General features: G+C 68.2%; 21 protein-coding genes, 1 tRNA gene and 1 other RNA gene. 15 read left to right on the forward strand and 8 right to left on the reverse strand.

Translation table 11 applies throughout. From position 1 onward, the window contains the following. Window positions 1-11 precede the first annotated feature (11 nt). The 3 genes from moaC to MC375_RS10530 are packed head-to-tail and all read left to right on the forward strand — an operon-like array spanning window position 12 to window position 1227. A complete protein-coding gene (gene moaC, locus MC375_RS10520; RefSeq protein WP_242103351.1) occupies window positions 12-500 on the forward strand; it encodes a cyclic pyranopterin monophosphate synthase MoaC in 489 nt (162 codons plus the stop codon). Continuing rightward, window positions 497-739 carry a MoaD/ThiS family protein gene (locus MC375_RS10525; RefSeq protein ID WP_242103352.1) on the forward strand — a complete coding sequence of 81 codons (243 nt, stop codon included), beginning with the start codon at window positions 497-499 and terminating at the stop codon, window positions 737-739. Before moaC ends, MC375_RS10525 begins: the two co-directional genes overlap by 4 nt. Before the next feature lie 56 nt (window positions 740-795). Beyond that, window positions 796-1227, forward strand: coding sequence for a molybdenum cofactor biosynthesis protein MoaE (locus MC375_RS10530; RefSeq protein ID WP_242103353.1), 432 nt, complete (start codon window positions 796-798; stop codon window positions 1225-1227). 201 nt (window positions 1228-1428) lie between these two features. On the opposite strand, the gene ffs is transcribed toward MC375_RS10530, so the two are convergent. Together ffs and MC375_RS10540 are read right to left on the reverse strand one after the other, a co-directional pair. Continuing rightward, window positions 1429-1525, reverse strand: an RNA gene (ffs, locus tag MC375_RS10535) — signal recognition particle sRNA small type. A gap of 202 nt (window positions 1526-1727) precedes the next feature. Continuing rightward, window positions 1728-1820 (reverse strand) — tRNA-Ser (locus MC375_RS10540). Between the two features lie 196 nt (window positions 1821-2016). Here MC375_RS10540 and dnaX point away from each other — a divergent pair. From dnaX to MC375_RS10560, 4 genes are all read left to right on the forward strand, one after another. Further along, on the forward strand, window positions 2017-3732 hold the full coding sequence (gene dnaX / locus MC375_RS10545; RefSeq protein ID WP_242103354.1) for a DNA polymerase III subunit gamma/tau: 1716 nt from the start codon (window positions 2017-2019) through the stop codon (window positions 3730-3732). A gap of 28 nt (window positions 3733-3760) precedes the next feature. Continuing rightward, window positions 3761-4081 (forward strand): YbaB/EbfC family nucleoid-associated protein, encoded by a 321-nt coding sequence (locus MC375_RS10550; protein ID WP_242103355.1) that lies wholly within the window; start codon window positions 3761-3763, stop codon window positions 4079-4081. Window positions 4082-4149: 68 nt separating this feature from the next. Continuing rightward, window positions 4150-4743, forward strand: a complete 594-nt coding sequence (gene recR / locus MC375_RS10555) for a recombination mediator RecR (protein ID WP_242103356.1) — start codon at window positions 4150-4152, stop codon at window positions 4741-4743. Window positions 4744-4820: 77 nt separating this feature from the next. Next, window positions 4821-5171, forward strand: a complete 351-nt coding sequence (locus MC375_RS10560) for a histidine triad nucleotide-binding protein (protein WP_242103357.1) — start codon at window positions 4821-4823, stop codon at window positions 5169-5171. A gap of 136 nt (window positions 5172-5307) precedes the next feature. On the opposite strand, the gene MC375_RS10565 is transcribed toward MC375_RS10560, so the two are convergent. The 4 genes from MC375_RS10565 to MC375_RS10580 form a co-directional block, all read right to left on the reverse strand. Then, complete coding sequence (locus tag MC375_RS10565; RefSeq protein WP_242103358.1) at window positions 5308-5820, reverse strand: Slp family lipoprotein; 513 nt, start codon at window positions 5818-5820, stop codon at window positions 5308-5310. A gap of 29 nt (window positions 5821-5849) precedes the next feature. Continuing rightward, window positions 5850-7823: a DUF3488 and transglutaminase-like domain-containing protein gene (locus tag MC375_RS10570; protein WP_242103359.1), complete on the reverse strand. Its 1974-nt coding sequence runs from the start codon at window positions 7821-7823 to the stop codon at window positions 5850-5852. Further along, window positions 7810-8700 carry a DUF58 domain-containing protein gene (locus MC375_RS10575; RefSeq protein WP_242103377.1) on the reverse strand — a complete coding sequence of 297 codons (891 nt, stop codon included), beginning with the start codon at window positions 8698-8700 and terminating at the stop codon, window positions 7810-7812. Before MC375_RS10575 ends, MC375_RS10570 begins: the two co-directional genes overlap by 14 nt. Before the next feature lie 195 nt (window positions 8701-8895). Next, the gene (locus tag MC375_RS10580; RefSeq protein WP_242103360.1) at window positions 8896-9846 is read right to left on the reverse strand and encodes an AAA family ATPase; all 951 of its coding nucleotides are present in this window, start codon (window positions 9844-9846) and stop codon (window positions 8896-8898) included. Between the two features lie 43 nt (window positions 9847-9889). Between MC375_RS10580 and MC375_RS10585 the strand changes: the two genes are divergently transcribed. Beyond that, a complete protein-coding gene (locus MC375_RS10585; RefSeq protein ID WP_242103361.1) occupies window positions 9890-11743 on the forward strand; it encodes a glycosyltransferase family 39 protein in 1854 nt (617 codons plus the stop codon). Between the two features lie 12 nt (window positions 11744-11755). Here MC375_RS10585 and MC375_RS10590 read toward each other — a convergent pair whose 3' ends face one another. Together MC375_RS10590 and MC375_RS10595 are read right to left on the reverse strand one after the other, a co-directional pair. Continuing rightward, the gene (locus MC375_RS10590) at window positions 11756-12328 is read right to left on the reverse strand and encodes a Maf family nucleotide pyrophosphatase (RefSeq protein WP_242103362.1); all 573 of its coding nucleotides are present in this window, start codon (window positions 12326-12328) and stop codon (window positions 11756-11758) included. Between the two features lie 3 nt (window positions 12329-12331). Beyond that, a complete protein-coding gene (locus MC375_RS10595; RefSeq protein WP_242103363.1) occupies window positions 12332-12685 on the reverse strand; it encodes a hypothetical protein in 354 nt (117 codons plus the stop codon). A gap of 123 nt (window positions 12686-12808) precedes the next feature. On the opposite strand from MC375_RS10595, the gene MC375_RS10600 reads away from it, so the two are divergent. The 7 genes from MC375_RS10600 (at window position 12809) to fabF (ending at window position 18456) form a co-directional block, all read left to right on the forward strand. After that, the gene (locus MC375_RS10600; protein ID WP_242103364.1) at window positions 12809-13318 is read left to right on the forward strand and encodes a YceD family protein; all 510 of its coding nucleotides are present in this window, start codon (window positions 12809-12811) and stop codon (window positions 13316-13318) included. Window positions 13319-13385: 67 nt separating this feature from the next. Further along, window positions 13386-13580, forward strand: a complete 195-nt coding sequence (gene rpmF, locus MC375_RS10605) for a 50S ribosomal protein L32 (RefSeq protein ID WP_242103365.1) — start codon at window positions 13386-13388, stop codon at window positions 13578-13580. A 79-nt stretch (window positions 13581-13659) separates the two neighbouring features. Further along, a complete protein-coding gene (locus MC375_RS10610) occupies window positions 13660-14655 on the forward strand; it encodes a beta-ketoacyl-ACP synthase III (RefSeq protein WP_242103366.1) in 996 nt (331 codons plus the stop codon). 229 nt (window positions 14656-14884) lie between these two features. Further along, complete coding sequence (gene fabD / locus MC375_RS10615; RefSeq protein ID WP_242103367.1) at window positions 14885-15832, forward strand: ACP S-malonyltransferase; 948 nt, start codon at window positions 14885-14887, stop codon at window positions 15830-15832. A gap of 94 nt (window positions 15833-15926) precedes the next feature. Then, window positions 15927-16667, forward strand: coding sequence for a 3-oxoacyl-ACP reductase FabG (gene fabG / locus MC375_RS10620; RefSeq protein WP_242103368.1), 741 nt, complete (start codon window positions 15927-15929; stop codon window positions 16665-16667). A gap of 151 nt (window positions 16668-16818) precedes the next feature. Beyond that, window positions 16819-17058 carry an acyl carrier protein gene (gene acpP / locus MC375_RS10625; protein ID WP_093297108.1) on the forward strand — a complete coding sequence of 80 codons (240 nt, stop codon included), beginning with the start codon at window positions 16819-16821 and terminating at the stop codon, window positions 17056-17058. Window positions 17059-17217: 159 nt separating this feature from the next. Beyond that, window positions 17218-18456 carry a beta-ketoacyl-ACP synthase II gene (gene fabF / locus MC375_RS10630; protein ID WP_242103369.1) on the forward strand — a complete coding sequence of 413 codons (1239 nt, stop codon included), beginning with the start codon at window positions 17218-17220 and terminating at the stop codon, window positions 18454-18456. Window positions 18457-18546 lie beyond the last annotated feature (90 nt).

Here is an 18546-nt window from a genome sequence, read left to right on the forward strand (position 1 = left end):
AGCGAAGACCCATGAAGCGCGCATCGAAACTCACCCATCTCGATCCGCGGGGTTTTCCGGCGATGGTCGATGTCTCCGCGAAAGCGACCACTGCGCGCGAAGCGACCGCCGAATGCCGGGTGCGGTTTCCCGGCGCCGTCGCCAAAGAGCTACGCGCGGCGGGACTGAAGTCGAAGAAGGGCGGGATCGTTGAGACCGCCATCATCGCCGGTACGCTGGCCGTGAAGCGCACGCACGAACTGATTCCGTTCTGCCACCCGCTGCCGATTGATGGATGCGCCATCGCGATCGACTGGCACGATGCCAACGCATTGCGCATCGAATGCACGGTGCGCACGACCCATCGGACGGGCGTGGAGATGGAAGCGCTGACCGGCGCCACGGTCGCCGCGCTGACGGTGTACGACATGGCCAAGGCGCTGTCGCACGCGATCGTGATCGGTCCGGCGAAACTGGTCTCCAAGCGCGGCGGCAAGCGCGATGTGGGGACGGCGCGATGACACGCCTGAACCTGCTCTACTTTGCCGCCCTGCGCGATGCCGCGGGGGTCGCGATGGAAAGCGTGGACAGCGAGGCGCCGACGCTGCGCGCGCTTTACGAGGAAGCCCAGGTACGGCATCAGCTGCCGTTCCCGTCCCGGCAACTGCGGGTCGCGGTGGATGATGCGTTCGCGGACTGGAACGATGTGCCGCGCGAGGGCAGCGAGGTGGCATTCATCCCGCCCGTCAGTGGCGGATGAACGCGCGTCCCGGGCTGCGGCTATCGCGCTCGGTGGACGTCTGAGACCATAGCCGCATGGACCGGTTTTTCCTTTCGCACCACCCCATCGAAGTGGACGCCCTGCGCGCAACGCTCGGATCGGCCCACGCCGGGGCCTTCGCCAGCTTCGAAGGCTGGGTTCGCGATCACAATGAAGGTCGGCCGGTAGCCGGACTGCGCTATGAGGCGCATGCACGACTGGCCCAGGCCGAAGGCGCAAAGATCCTCGAGGAAGCGTTGCGGACGTTCGCCATCGTAGATGCGCGCTGCGTGCATCGCCTCGGGGATCTCGGCATCGGCGACCTCGCGGTTTGGGTGGGCGTCTCGGCCGCGCATCGCGACGCCGCGTTCGGCGCGTGCCGGTGGATCATCGACACCGTGAAGGCGCGGGTGCCGATCTGGAAGCATGAGCGGTACATGGAAGGAGACGCGGAATGGTTGCATCCGGACGCTGGCGACATCGGTTGATTTTCGGTGCGTAGGCCGAGATCGCGATTTCCGGCTGTCGCGCCGCGAGTGTGCCTTCCGGCCCTGGCGGGGTTTTCGATCTAGCGTCGCGAGGGGCCGACGGGTGCCGCGCCACGGCCGCACCGCGCACGCGATCAAGCTGCAACGCGTCGCAACGCGGGATAACACCGCGCCAACGTTCCCAGATCCAGAAAGGAGGCGACCCCGCCGGCTTGCCTCGGCACCCGCATCAATCGATACCGTTGCTGCCTTCCGGCCCTGGCGGGGTTTTCGATCTAGCGTCGCGAGGGGCCGACGGGGCCACCATAGACGTTGCGTCAGCTCGCGACGCTCAAACTGGCGGAGAGAGGGGGATTCACTCGGCGCTACGCGCCTCGCCCTGCGGGCGGCTTCGCCGTGCAGACGGCTGCGCCGTCTGTCGAACCCGTGGGGGTTCTCACCCCCTCTCCAACGCCGCCGGCGAAACTCACGCGGCTTGGACCTTCGATACACCTTCAAACTGGCGGAGAGAGGGGGATTCGAACCCCCGAAGCGCGGTTTAGACGCTTACACACTTTCCAGGCGTGCTCCTTCAACCACTCGGACACCTCTCCGCTGGACCCTTGCCGGCGTTCGGGCCGCTTTTGGGGCGGCAATTCTAGCCCCCAGGCATCGCCCGAACAAGGTAAACGATGGCGACGGCAGGAGTGGGCGCCGGCGTGGTGGGTGCAGCCTCCGTTTATGGGCGTAGTGGGCACGCTGGATGCTGGTCGCGTCCCTTTTTCGCCCGCGGCGCGGCAGAATGACGCCATGTCCTACCTCGTCCTCGCCCGCAAGTGGCGGCCCAAACGTTTTGCCGAGCTGGTCGGGCAGGAGCATGTGGTGCGGGCGCTCACCAATGCGCTCGAATCCGGCCGCGTGCATCACGCTTTCCTGTTCACCGGCACGCGCGGCGTGGGCAAGACCACGATCGCACGGATCTTCGCCAAGAGCCTGAACTGCGAACAGGGCACTTCGGCCGAGCCCTGCGGCGAGTGCGCCACCTGCCAGGCCATCGACGCCGGGCGATTCATCGACCTGCTGGAGATCGACGCCGCGTCGAATACCGGCGTGGACGACGTGCGCGAGCTGATCGAGAATGCGCAGTACATGCCTTCGCGCGGGCGGGTGAAGGTGTACCTGATCGACGAAGTGCACATGCTGTCGAAGAGCGCGTTCAACGCGCTGCTCAAGACGCTCGAGGAGCCGCCGGGACACGTCAAATTCCTGCTCGCCACCACCGACCCGCAGAAGCTGCCGGTGACGGTGCTTTCGCGTTGCCTGCAGTTCAACCTCAAGCGGCTCGACGAGCAGCAGATCGCCGGTCAGATCCGGATGATCCTGCAGGCCGAAGACATTGCCGCGGACGATGCCGCGATCCGGCAGCTGGCCAAGGCGGCGGACGGCAGCCTCCGCGACGGCCTGTCGCTGCTCGACCAGGCGATCGCCTACACCGGCGGTACGCTTTCCGACGCGGCGGTCGCAACCATGCTGGGCACCGTCGACCGCACACGCGTGGGGGCGCTGCTCGATGCGCTGGGCGAGGGCGACGGCCAGCGGCTGCTGAAAGAAGTGGAGCAGCTCGCCGAATTCTCGCCCGACTGGGGCAGCGTGCTGGATGCCTTGGCCGAGGCCCTGCACAGGATCCAGGTCAAGCAGCTGGTGCCTGGCGTTGAACTCGAAGGCGATGGCATCGATGTCGATGCGCTGGCGGCGAAGCTGCGGCCCGAGCTGGTGCAGCTGTGGTACCAGATCGCGCTGAACGGACGCCGCGACCTGCCGCTGGCGCCCAGCCCGCGCGCCGGCTTCGAAATGAATATGCTGCGGATGCTGGCTTTCCGTCCCGAGGCGATCGGGGTGCAGGCGCAGCCGCAGACCACGCCCGCAACAGCGACGATGCCCCGCAACGCTTCGGCGGCCGAGGCTGCTCGGGCGGCGCTGTCAAAGAACCCTGCGCCGGTCGCACAGGCAGCAGCGCAAGCTCCGGCGCCGGCCCGCGTGGAATCGCCGGCCACCCGTCCCGCGCCCGCCGCTATTCCACCGCCGCCCGACGTCGCCGCAGCGGCGATCGCCCCATCGGGTAGTGCGGCAACCACGATCCCCATCGACGCCGAGCGCTGGCTGGAGCTGGTGGCCAACAGTGGCTTGCGCGGCCCGACCCGCGAGCTCGCCGCACATTCGAGCTTCGTGGCCTACGAAGCCGGCGTATTGCGGCTCGCATTGCCAGCGGCGGATGAACACCTGAAAGGGCCGGCACTGGTGAAGCTGCTCGCCGATGCGCTGGCCCCGCAACTCGGCGTCGCCCCGCAGATCCGGTTCGAAGCGGGAGCGGCGAGCGGCGAAACCCTGCACGTGCGCAAGGAACGTGAGCGCGATGCGCGGCAGGCCTCGGCCGAGGAGGCGTTCATGAGCGACCCGGACGTGCAGCGCCTGATCCAGCGCGGAGCGCGGGTCGTGCCCGACTCGATCCGGCCCGTCGACGACTAACCCAGAACACCGAACAGGACCGCAGACCATGCGTGGAAACATCGCCCAGTTGATGCAGCAGGCGCAGAAGATGCAGGAAAACCTGCAGCGTGCGCAGGAAGAAATCGCCACCATCGAGGCCACCGGAAGCGCCGGCGGCGGCATGGTCAATGTGACCCTGAGCGGGCGCAAGGAATGCCGCAAGGTGCGCATCGACCCTTCCATGCTTTCCGACCAGGAAATGCTGGAAGACCTGATCGCCGCCGCGTTCAACGACGCCGCGAACAAGATAGACGCAGAAAGCCAGGCGAAGATGGGCGCGGCGACGGCCGGCATGCAGCTGCCGCCCGGGATGAAGATGCCGTTCTGACGCAGGCAGGCCTCGCCCTGCCGTTCCGGAATCCGATCACTGCATTGGCGGGCTCGAGCCCGCCCGACATGAGCACACTCCTCGAACAACTGATCGAAGCCCTGCGCGTGCTGCCCGGGGTCGGCCCCAAATCGGCGCAGCGGATGGCCTACCACGTGCTCGAGCGCGAGCGCGAAGGCGGTCGCCGCCTGTCCGAGGCGCTCGCGGCCGCGGTCGAACGGATCGGCCACTGTCGGCGCTGCCGTGATTTCAGCGAAACCGAGCAGTGCGCCATCTGCGCGAGCTCCAGCCGCGACGCGCACCTGCTGTGCACAGTGGAATCGCCGGCCGACCGCATGGCGATCGAGCAGGCGACCGGCTACCGCGGGCTGTATTTCGTGCTGCAGGGCCGCCTGAGTCCGCTCGATGGCATCGGGCCGCGCGAACTCGGACTCGATCGCCTGTCTGAGCGCCTGTCCGAAGGCGAGGTGCAGGAGCTGATCATCGCCACCAATCCGACCGTGGAGGGCGAGGCGACGGCGCACTACCTGGCGCAGCTGGCACGCAAGCATGGCGTGCGTCCGAGTCGGCTGGCGCACGGATTGCCGCTGGGTGGAGAACTGGAGTACGTCGACCGCGGAACCCTGTCGCACGCCTTCGGCAGCCGCAACGAGATGCCGTAGGGCTCCGTCGGTGCCTGGCGCGCTGTCGCGCCGAAGCGGCGCTCCTACAATGGAGGCTCGCCGAACGAGGCCAGGCCATGCCCGACACCATCTTCCACAAGATCATCGCCGGCGACATCCCGGCGGACATCGTCTACGACGACGAGCACCTGATCGCGTTCCGCGACATCGCTCCGCAGGCGCCGGTGCACGTGCTGTTCGTGCCGAAGGTCGACATCGCCACGCTCAACGATGTTGAGCCGTCGCAGGCGGAGATCGTCGGACGCCTCGTGTTGGCGGCTGCGCGCTACGCCAGGGAGCAGGGCTTCGACGAAGCGGGCTACCGCGTGGTCATGAATTGCAATGGCGACGGCGGCCAGACCGTGTTCCAGATCCATCTGCACCTGCTCGCCGGCGCCCCACTCGGCCGCTTCGGGGTGCCGAAGTAGGTCGGGGCCGGGTCCCCGACGCAGCCCGTCGGTACCGGAAGTAGGTCGGGGCTACGCCACCGACGCACGCCTTCACCTACCTAAAGTGGACCAGGCGTCACGCCCGATGCGCGCCGGGCTTGGCCCCCGACCGAGGTCACCACCACCAGCCCGGGCCCCAGTCCCAGCCCCACCACGGCCACGGCCGCCCTACCGGATAGCGCGCATCCACTTCGCGCGCCTTCGGCCATAGGTAGATCACGTCGGCCGCCACGCGCGGCTGGCGGTAGTCGTATTGGCCGATCTTGCGCGTTTCGAAGCCGTCGATCCGGCCGAGCACGGTCAGTTCGCGGTTCTTCAGGAAGATCGCAGGGTCGTAGAAGCCCGCCTTGCAGGCGACGAAACGACCGCTGCCGTCATCGGTCATGTCCGACGGGCGACCGTCGGCGTCGAGCGCGCTGCCGATCATCTCGAAACAGGTGCGGTCGGCCAGCGGTTCGGTCGCCACGATGCGTCCACCCCAGCGCACTGGCAGGCCGGGGCGCCCGGCTTCGCGCGCCTGTGCGGGGGTGAGGTCGGTGACTTCGCCCTGCAGCGGCTGCGGCAGGGTCGCGCAGGCCGGTAGCAGCAGTACGGCCAGTACAGGAAACAGGGATCTGGACAGGCTCATCGCCGACTCCGGTAGGCGGTTGTAAGGGTTCACGGGCGATGCCGGCGCAGGTCGCGCACGAGCTGGTGCACCCGGGCGCGCGCATCGTTGCGAGTGCCTCGACCATCAGCGTAGCGCCAATCCGAGAAACGCGCGCTGAGCGCGGCGAGGTCCGCCGCCTGCGGGCGCGCGGCCAGCACGCGCCGCGCCCAGTCGCCGGCGGGTTCGTGCGGCGCGCGGCCCAGGCCGAGCCGTGCATAGCGCTGGCCCAGCCGGTGCCAGGCGCGCAGCAACGGGTCGCGCTCACGCGCCTGGCGCGCGGCAAGCCACAGCATGATCGCCAGCGCCAGCACCGCGGCCACCGAAAACAGCTGCGCGAGCCGGCTGCCGTCCAGGTCGTCCACCCCCAGCGGTTGCAGCAAGGTGCGTTGGCGGGCGGCGTCGAAACCCAGCACGAAGTCGTTCCAGCCGCGCCGTAGCCAGTCGCTGGCGTTCCACACCGGACGCATGGCCTGCAGCCCCCCGAACGCGGGCGCACGATCCTCGATGGTGTCGTAGATGCGCTCGGGCGCCACGGCAGCGGTGGGATCCACCCGCACCCAGCCCCGCGTCGGCAGCCAAGCCTCGGCCCAGGCGTGCGCATCGGAGCGTAGCACCAGCCAATACCCACCGATCGGGTTGCGATAGCCGCCCGCATAGCCGGTGACCACCCGCGCCGGGATCCCGGCTGCGCGCATGAGCACCACGAAGGACGAACTGAAGTGCTCGCAGTAGCCGGCCTTCACGTCGAACAGGAATTCATCGACCGAATGTCGGCCCAGCAGCGGTGTATCCAGGGTGTAGGCGAAATCGGCACGCACCATCTGCAGCGCGCGCTGCACGATCGCCGCGTCCTTTTCCGCCGCGGGAATCCGCGGGTCGGCGTCGACCTCCGCTCGCCACTGCCGCGCCAGCGCCACCGTGCGCGGGTTGTAGCCGGGTGGAAGGTCGAGCGCGATCCAGCGCAGGGTGCGCGCCAGCTGCGGCTCGAATTGCGCAGGCGGCGAGGACTGCAGGCGCCAGCGCGTGAGCGACGACAACGGTCGCGGGCTGTACAGGCCGTAGTCGAGCGAACGCAACACGCCTTCGGGGGGCGATACCGGCAGGTCCAGCGCCACCAGCTGGCGGCGGTCGGTCGGCTCGAGTTCGATCTGGTAATCCCAGCGGGTGTTGCCGCTGCGCACCGGCGCTGCCGGGACGCCGCGCAGCCATTGCGGCTGGGTCCAGGTGCGTCCATCGAAATTCCACAGCACCGGGCCACGCCAGTACATCTGCTCGGGCGCCGGCATCGGGCCGAAGAAGTCCGCGCGCAGGGCCACGGTGTCGTCGGCCATCAGGTCGATCCAGTCGCCAGGCGACATTCGGTCCGACAGGCCCGTGCGTGCGAGCGCGCGCTCGGGCACCCCCCATAGTGGCGCGGCCAAACGTGGGAACAACCAGAACGCCGCCAACGCCAGCGGCAGGCCGATGGCTGCCAGCCGCCAGACCGCGACCAGGCGCCGCCATGGTGGCAGCGGCCGCAATTCGCCAGATTCCAGTTCGGCCAGCCGTTGCAGGGCGGTCAGGGCCAGGCTCACTCCGGCCAGCGCCAGCAGCAGGGACACTGGCCCCTGATCGAGGAGAAAGGTGGCGAAAGGCGCAAACAGACCGAAGCCGAGCAGGCTGCGCGCATCGCGCACGCGCCAGGTTTCGCTGGGCTTGATCGCCAGCATCGCCGCCAGCAGCGCGCAGGCCGTCTCGCGACCGACCCGAAAGCCGGTGGCGGCGAGGGTGGCGCCGATCACCGTCAATGCCAGCAGCAGGCGCAGCGGCGTCGGCACCGGCCGCCGCCATGACAGCGCCCCGGTGCTCAGCGCAGCGAGCGCGATCCCCAGAGCGATCCGGCCGGGCAGCTGCAGCAGCAACGGCAGCAGGCAAGCCGCGCCGGCAGCGAGGGTCCACGCGCGCGTACTGCGATCGAGCAGTGGCGAGTCAGCGCGCGGCATGCGGCATCAGCGCCAGGGCGCGCAGACAGGCGTGACGGTGGGCCGGCCCCGCATCGGGGCCGATTGCGGGCTGTCCCGGCAGCTGCAGGCGGTAACGACGATGCTCACGTTCGGCCTCGTCGACCCAGCGTGCGAGCCGGCTGATCCTTCCTTCGTAGGGCAGGGCGGACAACCCGTTCCAGTCGAGCAGGACTTCGGCATCGCGCGGCTGCTCGTATTCGCGGACCAGCAGCGCATCGCGTCGCGCGGACGGTTTCCACGCGATCGCACGGCGCGGATCGCCGCGGCGGTAGTTGCGCAGGTGGTGCATGTCCTCGCCGGCCGGGTGCAGCCGTGCCTGGCTCTGTTCGCCGATGCCCCGTGGCAGCGCCGGGCCGTTGGCTTCCGGCCTGGGATAGACCAGGAGCGGCGCGTCCGGCCAGACATAGGCCCAGGCCCGGGCCAGGCCCAGCGGGCGACTGGTGGAAACGCGGATGCGCCCAAGCTGCAGCCAGCCGCGTCGCGTCGTCGGCGCCTGCAGGTCGGTTTCGCCGGCGCCGTTCTCAAGTGAAAGCAATGCGCCACATTCTCCCAGTTGCAGCCGCAAACCGCGACGCTCGCGTTCCCGCCGGTCGCCGGCGTGCACGCGCAGCGTGAGCGGTGCGCCGGCCGCCACCGGTTCGGCCGAGATCGCGATGATCTCAAGCCCCGCCAGCTGCAGATGCGCGACGAACAGGCTCGCCAGCGCCGCACCGGCCAGCAGCAGCGCCAGCAGCAGCGCAGGGTTGTTGTTGTAGTTCAGGGCGCCCACGCCCATCGCCGTGAGCAGGGCGGCGAAGAACAGGCCGAAAGCGGTGGGCAGCACGTAGATGCGGTGACGGTCGAAGCGTACCGGCAGCGACTCCGGCGTGCGCGGGCGCGCCCAGGCTTCGAAGCGGCGGCGCCATCGGGAGACGCCTCTCGCTGCAGTTGCATCTGGTCTGCCGGTGATTGGATCTGCCACCGTGGTCACCGGATCGGCGCTGGGTCGGCGTGGACATTCATGGCGAGCGCGATGCGCATGCGGCAGGTTGGCAACTGGTGGTGACCGGCTTCAGTCCACCGGCACCGCATGCAGGATCGCCTTGGCCAGCGCCACCGGTTCGGCGTCGCTTTCGGCTACCAGGCGGTGGGCGGCGACGGCGCCGAACAGGGCCTGCACGTCTTCGGGCAATGCGTGATTCCGGCCCAGCAGCAGCGCATAGGCACGCGCGCCGCGCAGCAGCGCGATGCCGGCGCGCGGCGACAGGCCCACACGCACGCCGGCATGGCGGCGACTGCGGTTGAGCAGGGCCTGGACGTAATCGATGAGCGGATCGCTGGCGTGCACGGCATTGACTGCGTCGCGCAACGCGAGCACGTCTTCCGGACCCAACTGCGGCAGGGATTGCGCGATCAGGTCGCGCCGGTCGGTGCCGGCCAGCAGCGCACGCTCGGCCTCCTCGCCCGGATAACCCAGTTGCAGTCGCAGCAGGAAGCGGTCGAGCTGTGAATCCGGCAACGGATACGTGCCGGCCAGGTCGATCGGATTCTGGGTGGCGATCACGAAGAACGGCGAAGGCAGTCCGTGGGTGCTGCCGTCGACGGTGACCTGGTGCTCGGCCATCGCCTCGAGCAGTGCGCTCTGGGTGCGCGGCGGTGCGCGGTTGATCTCGTCTGCCAGCAGCACGTTGGCGAACACCGGCCCGGGATGGAATTCGAAGCGCCGCGCCTGGGCGTCGTACACCGACACCCCGACGATGTCCGAGGGCAGCAGGTCCGAGGTGAATTGCACGCGCTGGAAACCCAGCCCCAATGTCGCCGCCAGCGCGTGGGCCAATGTGGTCTTGCCCAGGCCGGGAAGATCCTCGATCAGCAGATGCCCGTCCGACAGCAACGCCACGTATGCGAGTCGCACTTCCTGCTGTTTTCCGAGCAGCAGTGAATTGACCTGCGCCTGCGCGCGCGTGAGGGCGGCGCGCAGCTCGTCGGTTAGCATGGTGGCGATCGCTGGGGTCGCGGACATGCGCGCTCCGGTTGCCTTCACCCATCGAGTGTAGCGGGGTTGCATGCGCAATCGCACGGAAGAGCGGGCCAAGTACGCCTTCCTGGCGCTATGGGCGCTGGTGCTGCTGGCCAAGGCGGTGCTCGCCGCGAAGCTGCCGCTGTTCGTGGACGAGGCCTTCTACTGGCAGGAAGGCCAGCATCCGGCTTGGGCGTATTCGGACCTGCCGGGCCTCACTGCGTGGTTGACCCGCATCGGCGTGGAACTGGGCGGGCACGGAACCCTGCCGCTGCGCGCGCCGTTCCTGCTGCTCGCGGCGGCGATTCCCTGGCTGGTGGCAGCAATCACCGCACGCGAGTTCGGGCGTACAGCCGGCTGGATCGCGGCGACGTTTGCGTTGCTGTTGCCGCTGTCCGGCACCCTCGGCCTGCTGGCGGTTCCCGATGCCGCGATGGTGGTGGCGGCCCTGCTGTGCGTGGACGCGGTGGCGCGGCTGATGCGTGCAGTCAGCGCAGGCGCATCGGTGGAACTGGCGCTCGGGCTCGCCCTGGGTGCGCTGAGCCATTACCGCTTCATCGCCGTCATCGGGGTCGGGCTGCTGGTGCTGCTCTGGATGGCCGAAGGCAGACGACTGTTGCGCGACCCGCGGGTCCTGATCGCGCTCGCATTGGGCGCTGCGGCGTGGACCCCGTTGATCGCATGGAACATGGAGAACGCCGAAGCAGGTCTGCGTTTCCAGCTGGTCGACCGCCATCCCTGGGCGTTCCACGCCGACGGCGCCTGGTTCCTGGCGATCCAGGCGCTGCTGGTCACTCCGTTGCTGCTCGCCGCCCTGGCGGTCGCCGCGTGGCGGCATCGCCGGGACGCGCAGCCGTTACCGCGCCTGTTCGCCCTGGTGGGGGCACTGATCGTGCTGGGCTTCTTCGTGCTCGGCTTTTTTGCCGACACCGAGCGCGTCAGCTTCCACTGGCCGCTGCCAGGCTACGTGCTGTTGCTGCCACTGCTCCCCGGCGTGCTCGCCAGCTGGCCGCCGGCGTGGCGTCGGGCGACCTATGTGCTGGCCGCGCTCGGGCTGGTATCGATGCTCGGTTACTACGCGGCGGTGTCGGCGCCATCGATCCGGGCACGCTCCGCAGCGGAGAAGTGGTATCCCGGCAATTTCGCCGGCTGGGAGACGCTGGGCCAGGTCGTGCGCGAGATGCGCAGCGGCCTGCCGCGCAACACGTGGATCGTCGCCGACAATTTCAAGATCGGGTCGGAACTGGGCTTCGCGCTGCAAGATCCCAGTCTGCAGGTGCTCGATCATCCGCTCAACCGCAAGCATGGACGCGCGCCCCAGCTGCAACTGTGGGGACTGCACAGTGCCGGTCGCAGCGACTGGGGGCAGACGCCGGTCCTGCTGGTGGTGGGGGCCTCTGAAGTTCCGTATCGGGATCTGCTCGCTCGCTACCATTGGCTCTGCGCGCAAGTCGGGCCGTTACCGGCGCCGCGGGTGGTCAATGTCGACCACGGGCGGCAGCGCTTCCTGCTGTTCGCGCTTGCCGAACGTCAGGCCCCGCGCGACGCTCCGTGCACGGCACCGGCCATGGCCTGGTTCGACACGCCCGTATCCGGCGCCGGCGTGGGGCGCACGTTCGAAGTCGCCGGCTGGGCATTCAAGGATGGCGTGGGACTGAAGCGGGTCGAGGTGCTGCTCGACGGCAAGCCCGTGGCGACCGCGCGTTATGGCCTGCCCAGTCCCGGTACCGCCGCGTACTGGCGGATCTCCACCGATCCGAACCATCCCAACGTAGGCTTCCGTGCCCGCATCGACGCCGCGGCGCTCATCCCCGGGCGCCACTGGCTGGGATTGCGCCTGCACGGACGCGACGGCAGCGTCGAGGACTGGAGCGAGCAGCCGGTCGAAATCCGGCGCTGACGTCCGCGACGATCAGGGCACTGCGAAACCGGCCAGCCGCAGCAGCCGGGCAGTGGCGATCAGCGGGAGCCCGATCAGCGCGGTGGGATCGTCGCTGTGCACGGCGTCGAACAGGGCGATGCCCAGACCCTCGACCTTGAAGCTGCCCGCGCAGTCGAACGGCTGCTCGGCGTCCACGTAGCGTTCGATCTCCGCCAGCGCAAGCGGTCGGAATATCACCCGCGTGACATCCGCCGCCCGGTGCGTGATTGCATCGCGCTGCAGGCACAGCGCGGTGTGGAAGCGCACTTCGTGCCCGGACATGGCCTGCAGCTGCACCACCGCACCGGCCCGGCTGCCGGACTTGCCCAGCGCCTTGCCATCCACTTCTGCCAGCTGGTCGGAGCCGATGACCCAGGCCCCAGGGTGTTGCCGGGCGACCTCGCCAGCCTTGGTCTGGGCCAGGCGGTTGGCGAGGTCGGCAGGGCCTTCGCCGGGCCGCGCGGATTCGTCCACGTCCGGGCGCGCGGTTGCAAATGGCAGGCCGAAACGCTCGAGCAAGGCGCGCCGATACGGTGAGGTCGAAGCCAGGATCAGTGCGGTCATGGGCTAGACGAGGGGGGCGCGGGCGTCGCGGATCCGTGTGAGCTGCTGATCGATCCGCTCGCGCGCCTCCTCCAGCGAGCGCCGGACACTCTCGATCTGGTCGAGGGAGGCTCCATCGCCATGCTGCTGCAGCCACAGGCGCTGGCGCAGCATCTCCTGCATCGCCTCGCGGGTGGGGTTGTCGCCGGTCACCGCCTCGAGTTCGGCACGCGCCGTGCGCAGCCTGGTTTCCAGCGCATCGGCCGCGTCGAGCAGGCGACCGACCGCCTGCCGGCGGCGTCCACCGCGCACCCGGATCAGCACGGCCGCGACCAGTGCCGCGGCCCCCATCAGCAGCAGCAGGACGGCAAGCTTCATGGCCGCAGTCTCGCCCAGCCCGCAGGCAGCGGCAAATTTGTGCGTACGCTCAAGCACTTGGCCACGCCAGGCGGGTCGCACGGTTTGACAGCAGACCGCCCGACCTCTAACATTTTCCGGCTTATGTCCGTTGAAGTCCCCGCAGTCCTCGACGCCTGGCGCATGGTCGCCGCGCGCAGGGGCTTCGAGGGCCGGTTGCCGCTGGCGTCGATGGAACGGCTTCGGGGCAGCCTGGTGGATGCCGAAGGAGAGGTCCGCTTCTCCCTCGAATTCGACCACGATGCGTTGAAGGTGCCCTACGTCGAGCTGAGGATCGATGCCGGCTTGCCGCTGGAATGCCAGCGCAGCCTGCAGAGGTTCGTCTACCCGGTGCAGCTGGTGCAGCGGCTTGGGCTGATCCGCGACGAGGCCGATGAGGCCGCGCTGCCGGAAGGTTACGAACCCCTGCTGGTACCCGAGGACGGCCTGCTGCATCCGGCCGAACTGGTCGAAGACGAGTTGATCCTGGCCCTTCCCACGGTGCCGGTCATGCCCGGCTCCGAGGCGGTCGAACGCGAATGGAGCGCGGACGAAGAGGAAGTACGACGCGCCAATCCGTTTTCGGCGCTGGCCGGCCTCAAACGCGATCCTTGACCCGCGTCCCAGATGCGCGGTTACCAGAACGTTTCACGAATCTACAAAGTTTCACTGGAGCAATCCCATGGCAGTGCAGAAATCCCGCGTCTCCCCGTCCCGTCGCGGCCAGCGCCGCGCGCACGACGCCCTGAGCGCCAAGCAGCTGGCGACCGATCCGACCTCGGGCGAGACCCATCTGCGCCACCACATCACCGCGGACGGCTACTACCGCGGCAAGCAGGTCATCCAGCCCAAGTCCAAGGTCGTCGAAGAGGATTGATCCGCAAGGATCGCCTCGCGCGCTGCGGCGTGATGCCGTAATCGCGTAAAGTCCCACGTCCTTGTCACAGGCGGGCCGCATGAGCGAGCAAAGCTCCATCCCACGCATCTATTCACGGATCGCGGGCACGGGCAGCTATCTGCCGGAAAAAATCCTGACCAACGACGATCTGTCGAAGATCGTCGATACCAGCGACGAATGGATCGCGGCCCGCACCGGCATCCGCCAGCGGCATATCGCCGCCGAGGGCGAGACCACCGGCGACCTGGCCTTTCACGCGTCCGTGCGCGCGCTGGAAGCGGCCGGCGTCCAGGCTTCGGAACTCGACCTGATTGTGCTCGGCACGACCACGCCCGATCTGATCTTCCCATCCACCGCCTGCCTGCTGCAGCATCGGCTGGGTGCGGACGGGTGCGCCGCGTTCGACGTCAACGCGGCCTGCTCGGGCTTCATCTATGCGCTCACGGTCGCGGACAATTTCATCCGGGCGGGCTCCGCGAAGACGGTTCTGGTGGTCGGCTCGGAAACGCTCACCCGCATGGTCGACTGGACCGAGCGCACCACCTGCGTGCTGTTCGGCGACGGCGCCGGCGCCGTGGTGCTCAAGGCCGACGCCGAAACCGGCATCCTCAGCACCCACCTGCATGCCGATGGCGGCAAGAAGGACCTGCTCTGGAATCCGGTTGGCGTGTCGGTGGGGTTCGACGTGGACGAACCCAACGCCGGCGTGCGCATCCGCATGTCAGGCAGCGATGTGTTCAAGTACGCGGTCAAGGCGCTCGACAGCGTGGTCGAGGAAACGCTGGAAGCCAACGGCCTGGATCGCCACGACATCGACTGGCTGATCCCGCACCAGGCCAATCTGCGCATCATCGAGGCCACGGCCAAGCGCCTGGACATGCCGATGGAGCGCGTCGTCGTCACGGTCGACAAGCACGGCAACACGTCTTCGGGCTCGGTGCCGCTGGCGCTCGACGAGGGCGTGCGCTCGGGCAAGATCCAGCGCGGCCAACTCGTGCTGCTCGAAGCGTTTGGTGGCGGATTCACCTGGGGCAGCGCGCTGGTGCGTTACTGAATACCCACAAGGCGGGGTTGTCGCCGTCCGCGGATGCAGCACACCGATCGCGCGTGGGGGGTTGCACCCGCACCACGCGGTAGGCGTGGAAGGCGACGACCATGTGTTCCCCGCAAACGCGGACGTCGGCGGAGCGTTTTCGCGAACCGCGCCGCTCCACATACGCGACGGTACAGACGCCGACCGGGGCGGACTCGTATCATGCGCAGCCCGTCCGTCGAGACTGCCGATGACCGCTTCGTCTTCCCTTGCCTTCGTGTTTCCGGGACAGGGTTCGCAATCCGTCGGGATGCTGGCCGAGTTGGCGGAATTGCATCCTGTAGTGCGCGAGACGTTCCGTGAGGCCTCGGACGGCGCCGGCGTGGATCTGTGGGCGCTTTCGCAGGCCGGCCCGGAAGAGCAGCTCAATCGCACCGAATACACGCAACCTGCATTGCTCGCCGCCGGCGTCGCGGTCTGGCGGACATGGCTGGGGCAGGGCGGTCCCAGGCCGTCGGTACTCGCTGGCCACAGCCTGGGCGAATACAGCGCGCTGGTGGCGGCGGAAGCGCTGTCGCTGCGCGACGCCGCGCATCTGGTGCGTATCCGCGGACAGCTGATGCAGGACGCCGCGCCCACGGGCACCGGCGCGATGGCGGCGGTCCTCGGCGCAGACGAAGCGCTGGTGCAGCAAATCTGCGAACAGGCGTCCGAATCGCAGGTCGTGGTTCCGGCCAATTTCAACTCACCCGGGCAGATCGTGATCGGCGGTGACGCCGCGGCCGTGGATCGTGCGCTCGCGCTGCTGGCGCAAGCCGGCGTGCGCAAGGCGGTCAAGCTCGCGGTGAGCGTGCCCTCGCATACGCCCATCATGCGCGAGGCGGCGAATCGACTTTCGGAAACCATGGCAGGAATGTCATGGAACGAGCCGTCCATTGCGGTCGTGCAGAACGTGGATGCCGAAGTACACGAAGGTGTGCGGGCGATCCGCGATGCGCTGGTGCGCCAGCTCTACCTGCCGGTGCAATGGACCGCTTGCATGCAGGCTCTGGCGGCGCGCGGCGCCACCCGCATCGCCGAGTGCGGCCCCGGAAAGGTGCTGGCCGGTCTGGCCAGGCGCATCGACAAATCGCTGGACGCGCGCGCGATTGGTGAGGTCGGCGATTTCGAAGGAGCGCTAGCGGAATGGCGGACCTGACCGCGTCCCGGGACGCGGATCGGCCCGCTGCGAGGCGGCGCATCCGGCCCGTTCACAAATCTTGCAATGTGTTTCGAGAATCCACGGAGATTGCATGACCACCTTGAGAGGCGAAATCGTATTGGTCACCGGCGCCAGCCGCGGCATCGGCGCGGCGATCGCCGACGAGCTGGCCGCGCTGGGCGCGACGGTGGTCGGGACCGCCACTAGCGCCGCTGGCGCGCAGGCGATCGCCGAGCGCCTGTCGGCCCAGGGGGGACACGGACGCGAACTGAACGTGACCGATGCGGCGGCCATCGAGGCGTTGGTGGATGCGATCGCCAAGGACATCGGACCGATCTCGATCCTGGTCAACAATGCCGGAATCACCCGCGACAACCTGCTGTTGCGGATGAAAGACGAGGACTGGCAGGCGGTCCTGGATACGAATCTGTCCAGCGTCTACCGCACGTCCAAGGCCGTGATGCGCGGCATGATGAAAGCGCGCAAGGGTCGCATCATCAACATCGCCTCGGTGATCGGCGCCACCGGCAACGCGGGCCAGGCCAACTATGCGGCCGCGAAGGCGGGCATCATCGCCTTCAGCAAATCGCTTGCAAAGGAAATCGGATCGCGCGGTGTCACCGTCAACGTGGTCGCGCCCGGATTCATCGCCACCGACATGACCCGCGACCTCCCCGAGGACGTCAAGCAAGGTCTGGTCGGACAGATCGCGCTGGGTCGGCTGGGCGAACCGGCGGATATCGCGCGGGCGGTCGCCTTCCTGGCCGGCCCGGCGGCGGCCTACATCACCGGTGAAACCCTGCATGTCAACGGCGGCATGTACATGGCTTGATCAGGCTGGCCCTGGCAAGGCTGCCGCGGTTGCGTGAAGAATTGGTAAAACGGCGCGTCCGTGCCGGATGCGCCCGCCTGCCGTGTTTCCCTTACACTACGCCCCCAGCGTCACCCCTCGATAGAAGTCTCCCCAGGAGGAGCAAGACCCCATGAGCAGCATCGAAGAACGCGTCAAGAAGATCGTGGTCGAACAACTCGGCGTCAAGGAAGAGGAAGTGACCAACAGCGCTTCGTTCGTCGACGATCTGGGCGCGGATTCGCTCGATACCGTCGAGTTGGTGATGGCGCTCGAGGAAGAGTTCGAGTGCGAGATCCCGGACGAGGAAGCCGAGAAGATCACGTCGGTGCAGCAGGCCATCGACTACGTCAAGGCGCACGTCAAGGCCTGACGACCTGTGCAGCCGCAGCATCGCTGTCGGCTGCCGCGATACCTCCGGGGCCGCGCATGCGGCCTCGCGTGTTTGCGACGATTGCATGCGTGGGCGTATGGCCCAATCTGCATGCGTTCCACAAGCGGATGACGGAAAAACGGCAATGAGGAACCGGGCATGAGCAAGCGTCGCGTCGTGATTACCGGCCTGGGGGTGGTCTCGCCCCTGGGCAACGACCTGGCTTCGAGCTGGGATGGCATCGTCGGCGGCCGCTCGGGCATCGGTCCGATCACCCATTTCGACGCATCGGCATTCCCTACGCGGATCGCCGGAGAGATCAAGGATTTCGATCCGGCAAAGTGGATCGCGCCGAAAGACATCAAGAAGATGGACCCGTTCGTCCACTACGGCGTGGCGGCCGCGCTGATGGCGATCGAGGATGGCGGGCTGCAGATCGCCGAGGCCGATGCTGAACGCATTGGTGTGGCGATCGGCGCGGGAATCGGCGGCCTGCACGGTATCGAGGAAACCACGCTCAAGTACGCCGCCGGCGGGCCGCGCAAGATTTCGCCGTTCTACGTGCCGAGCACGATCATCAACATGATCGCCGGCCAGGTGTCGATCATGACCGGGGCCAAGGGCCCGAACATCGCCGCCGTGACCGCCTGCACCACGGCCACCCACAATATCGGTCTTGCGATGCGCATGATCCAATATGGCGAGGCAGACGCGATGATCGCCGGTGGCGCAGAGTACGCGACCACGCCCACCTCGGTCGGCGGCTTCTGTGCGATGAAGGCGCTATCCACCCGCAACGACGAGCCGGCCAGGGCCTCGCGCCCGTGGGACGAGGAGCGCGACGGCTTCGTGATGGGCGACGGCGCCGGCATCGTGGTGCTGGAGGAATACGAGCGCGCGAAGGCGCGGGGCGCCCGCATCTACTGCGAACTCGCTGGTTTCGGCATGAGCGGTGATGCCTACCATATGACTGCGCCCAGCGAGAACGGCGAAGGGGCCGCGCGCTGCATGGCCAACGCGATCCGCGATGCCGCGATCGACCCTGCCGCGATCGGCTACATCAACGCCCACGGCACCTCGACACCGGCCGGCGACCTGGCCGAGACCATGGCGGTCAAGCGCGCCCTGGGCGAGGCCGCGAAGTCGGTGATGGTCAGTTCCACCAAGTCCATGACCGGCCATCTGCTGGGCGCGGCAGGTGGCGTCGAAGCGGTGTTCTCGGCGATGGCGCTGCATACCGGCATCATCCCGCCGACGATCAACCTCGACCATCCCTCCGCAGGCTGCGATCTCGACTACGTTCCACACACTGCGCGTCAGCAGCAGGTGGACATCGCGATGTCGAACTCGTTCGGTTTCGGCGGCACCAACGGCACGCTGGTGTTCCGGCGGGTCTGAAGTCGTCCGCTTCTGTAGGAGCGGGGGGGGGGGGGGGGGGGGCGGGCCGGGAAAACAACACCCCGGAGCCCGCGCCCCACCCAGCAACGC

This window comes from Lysobacter sp. M2-1 (assembly GCF_022662495.1).
In the GTDB taxonomy this organism is placed as follows: domain Bacteria; phylum Pseudomonadota; class Gammaproteobacteria; order Xanthomonadales; family Xanthomonadaceae; genus JAKPBU01.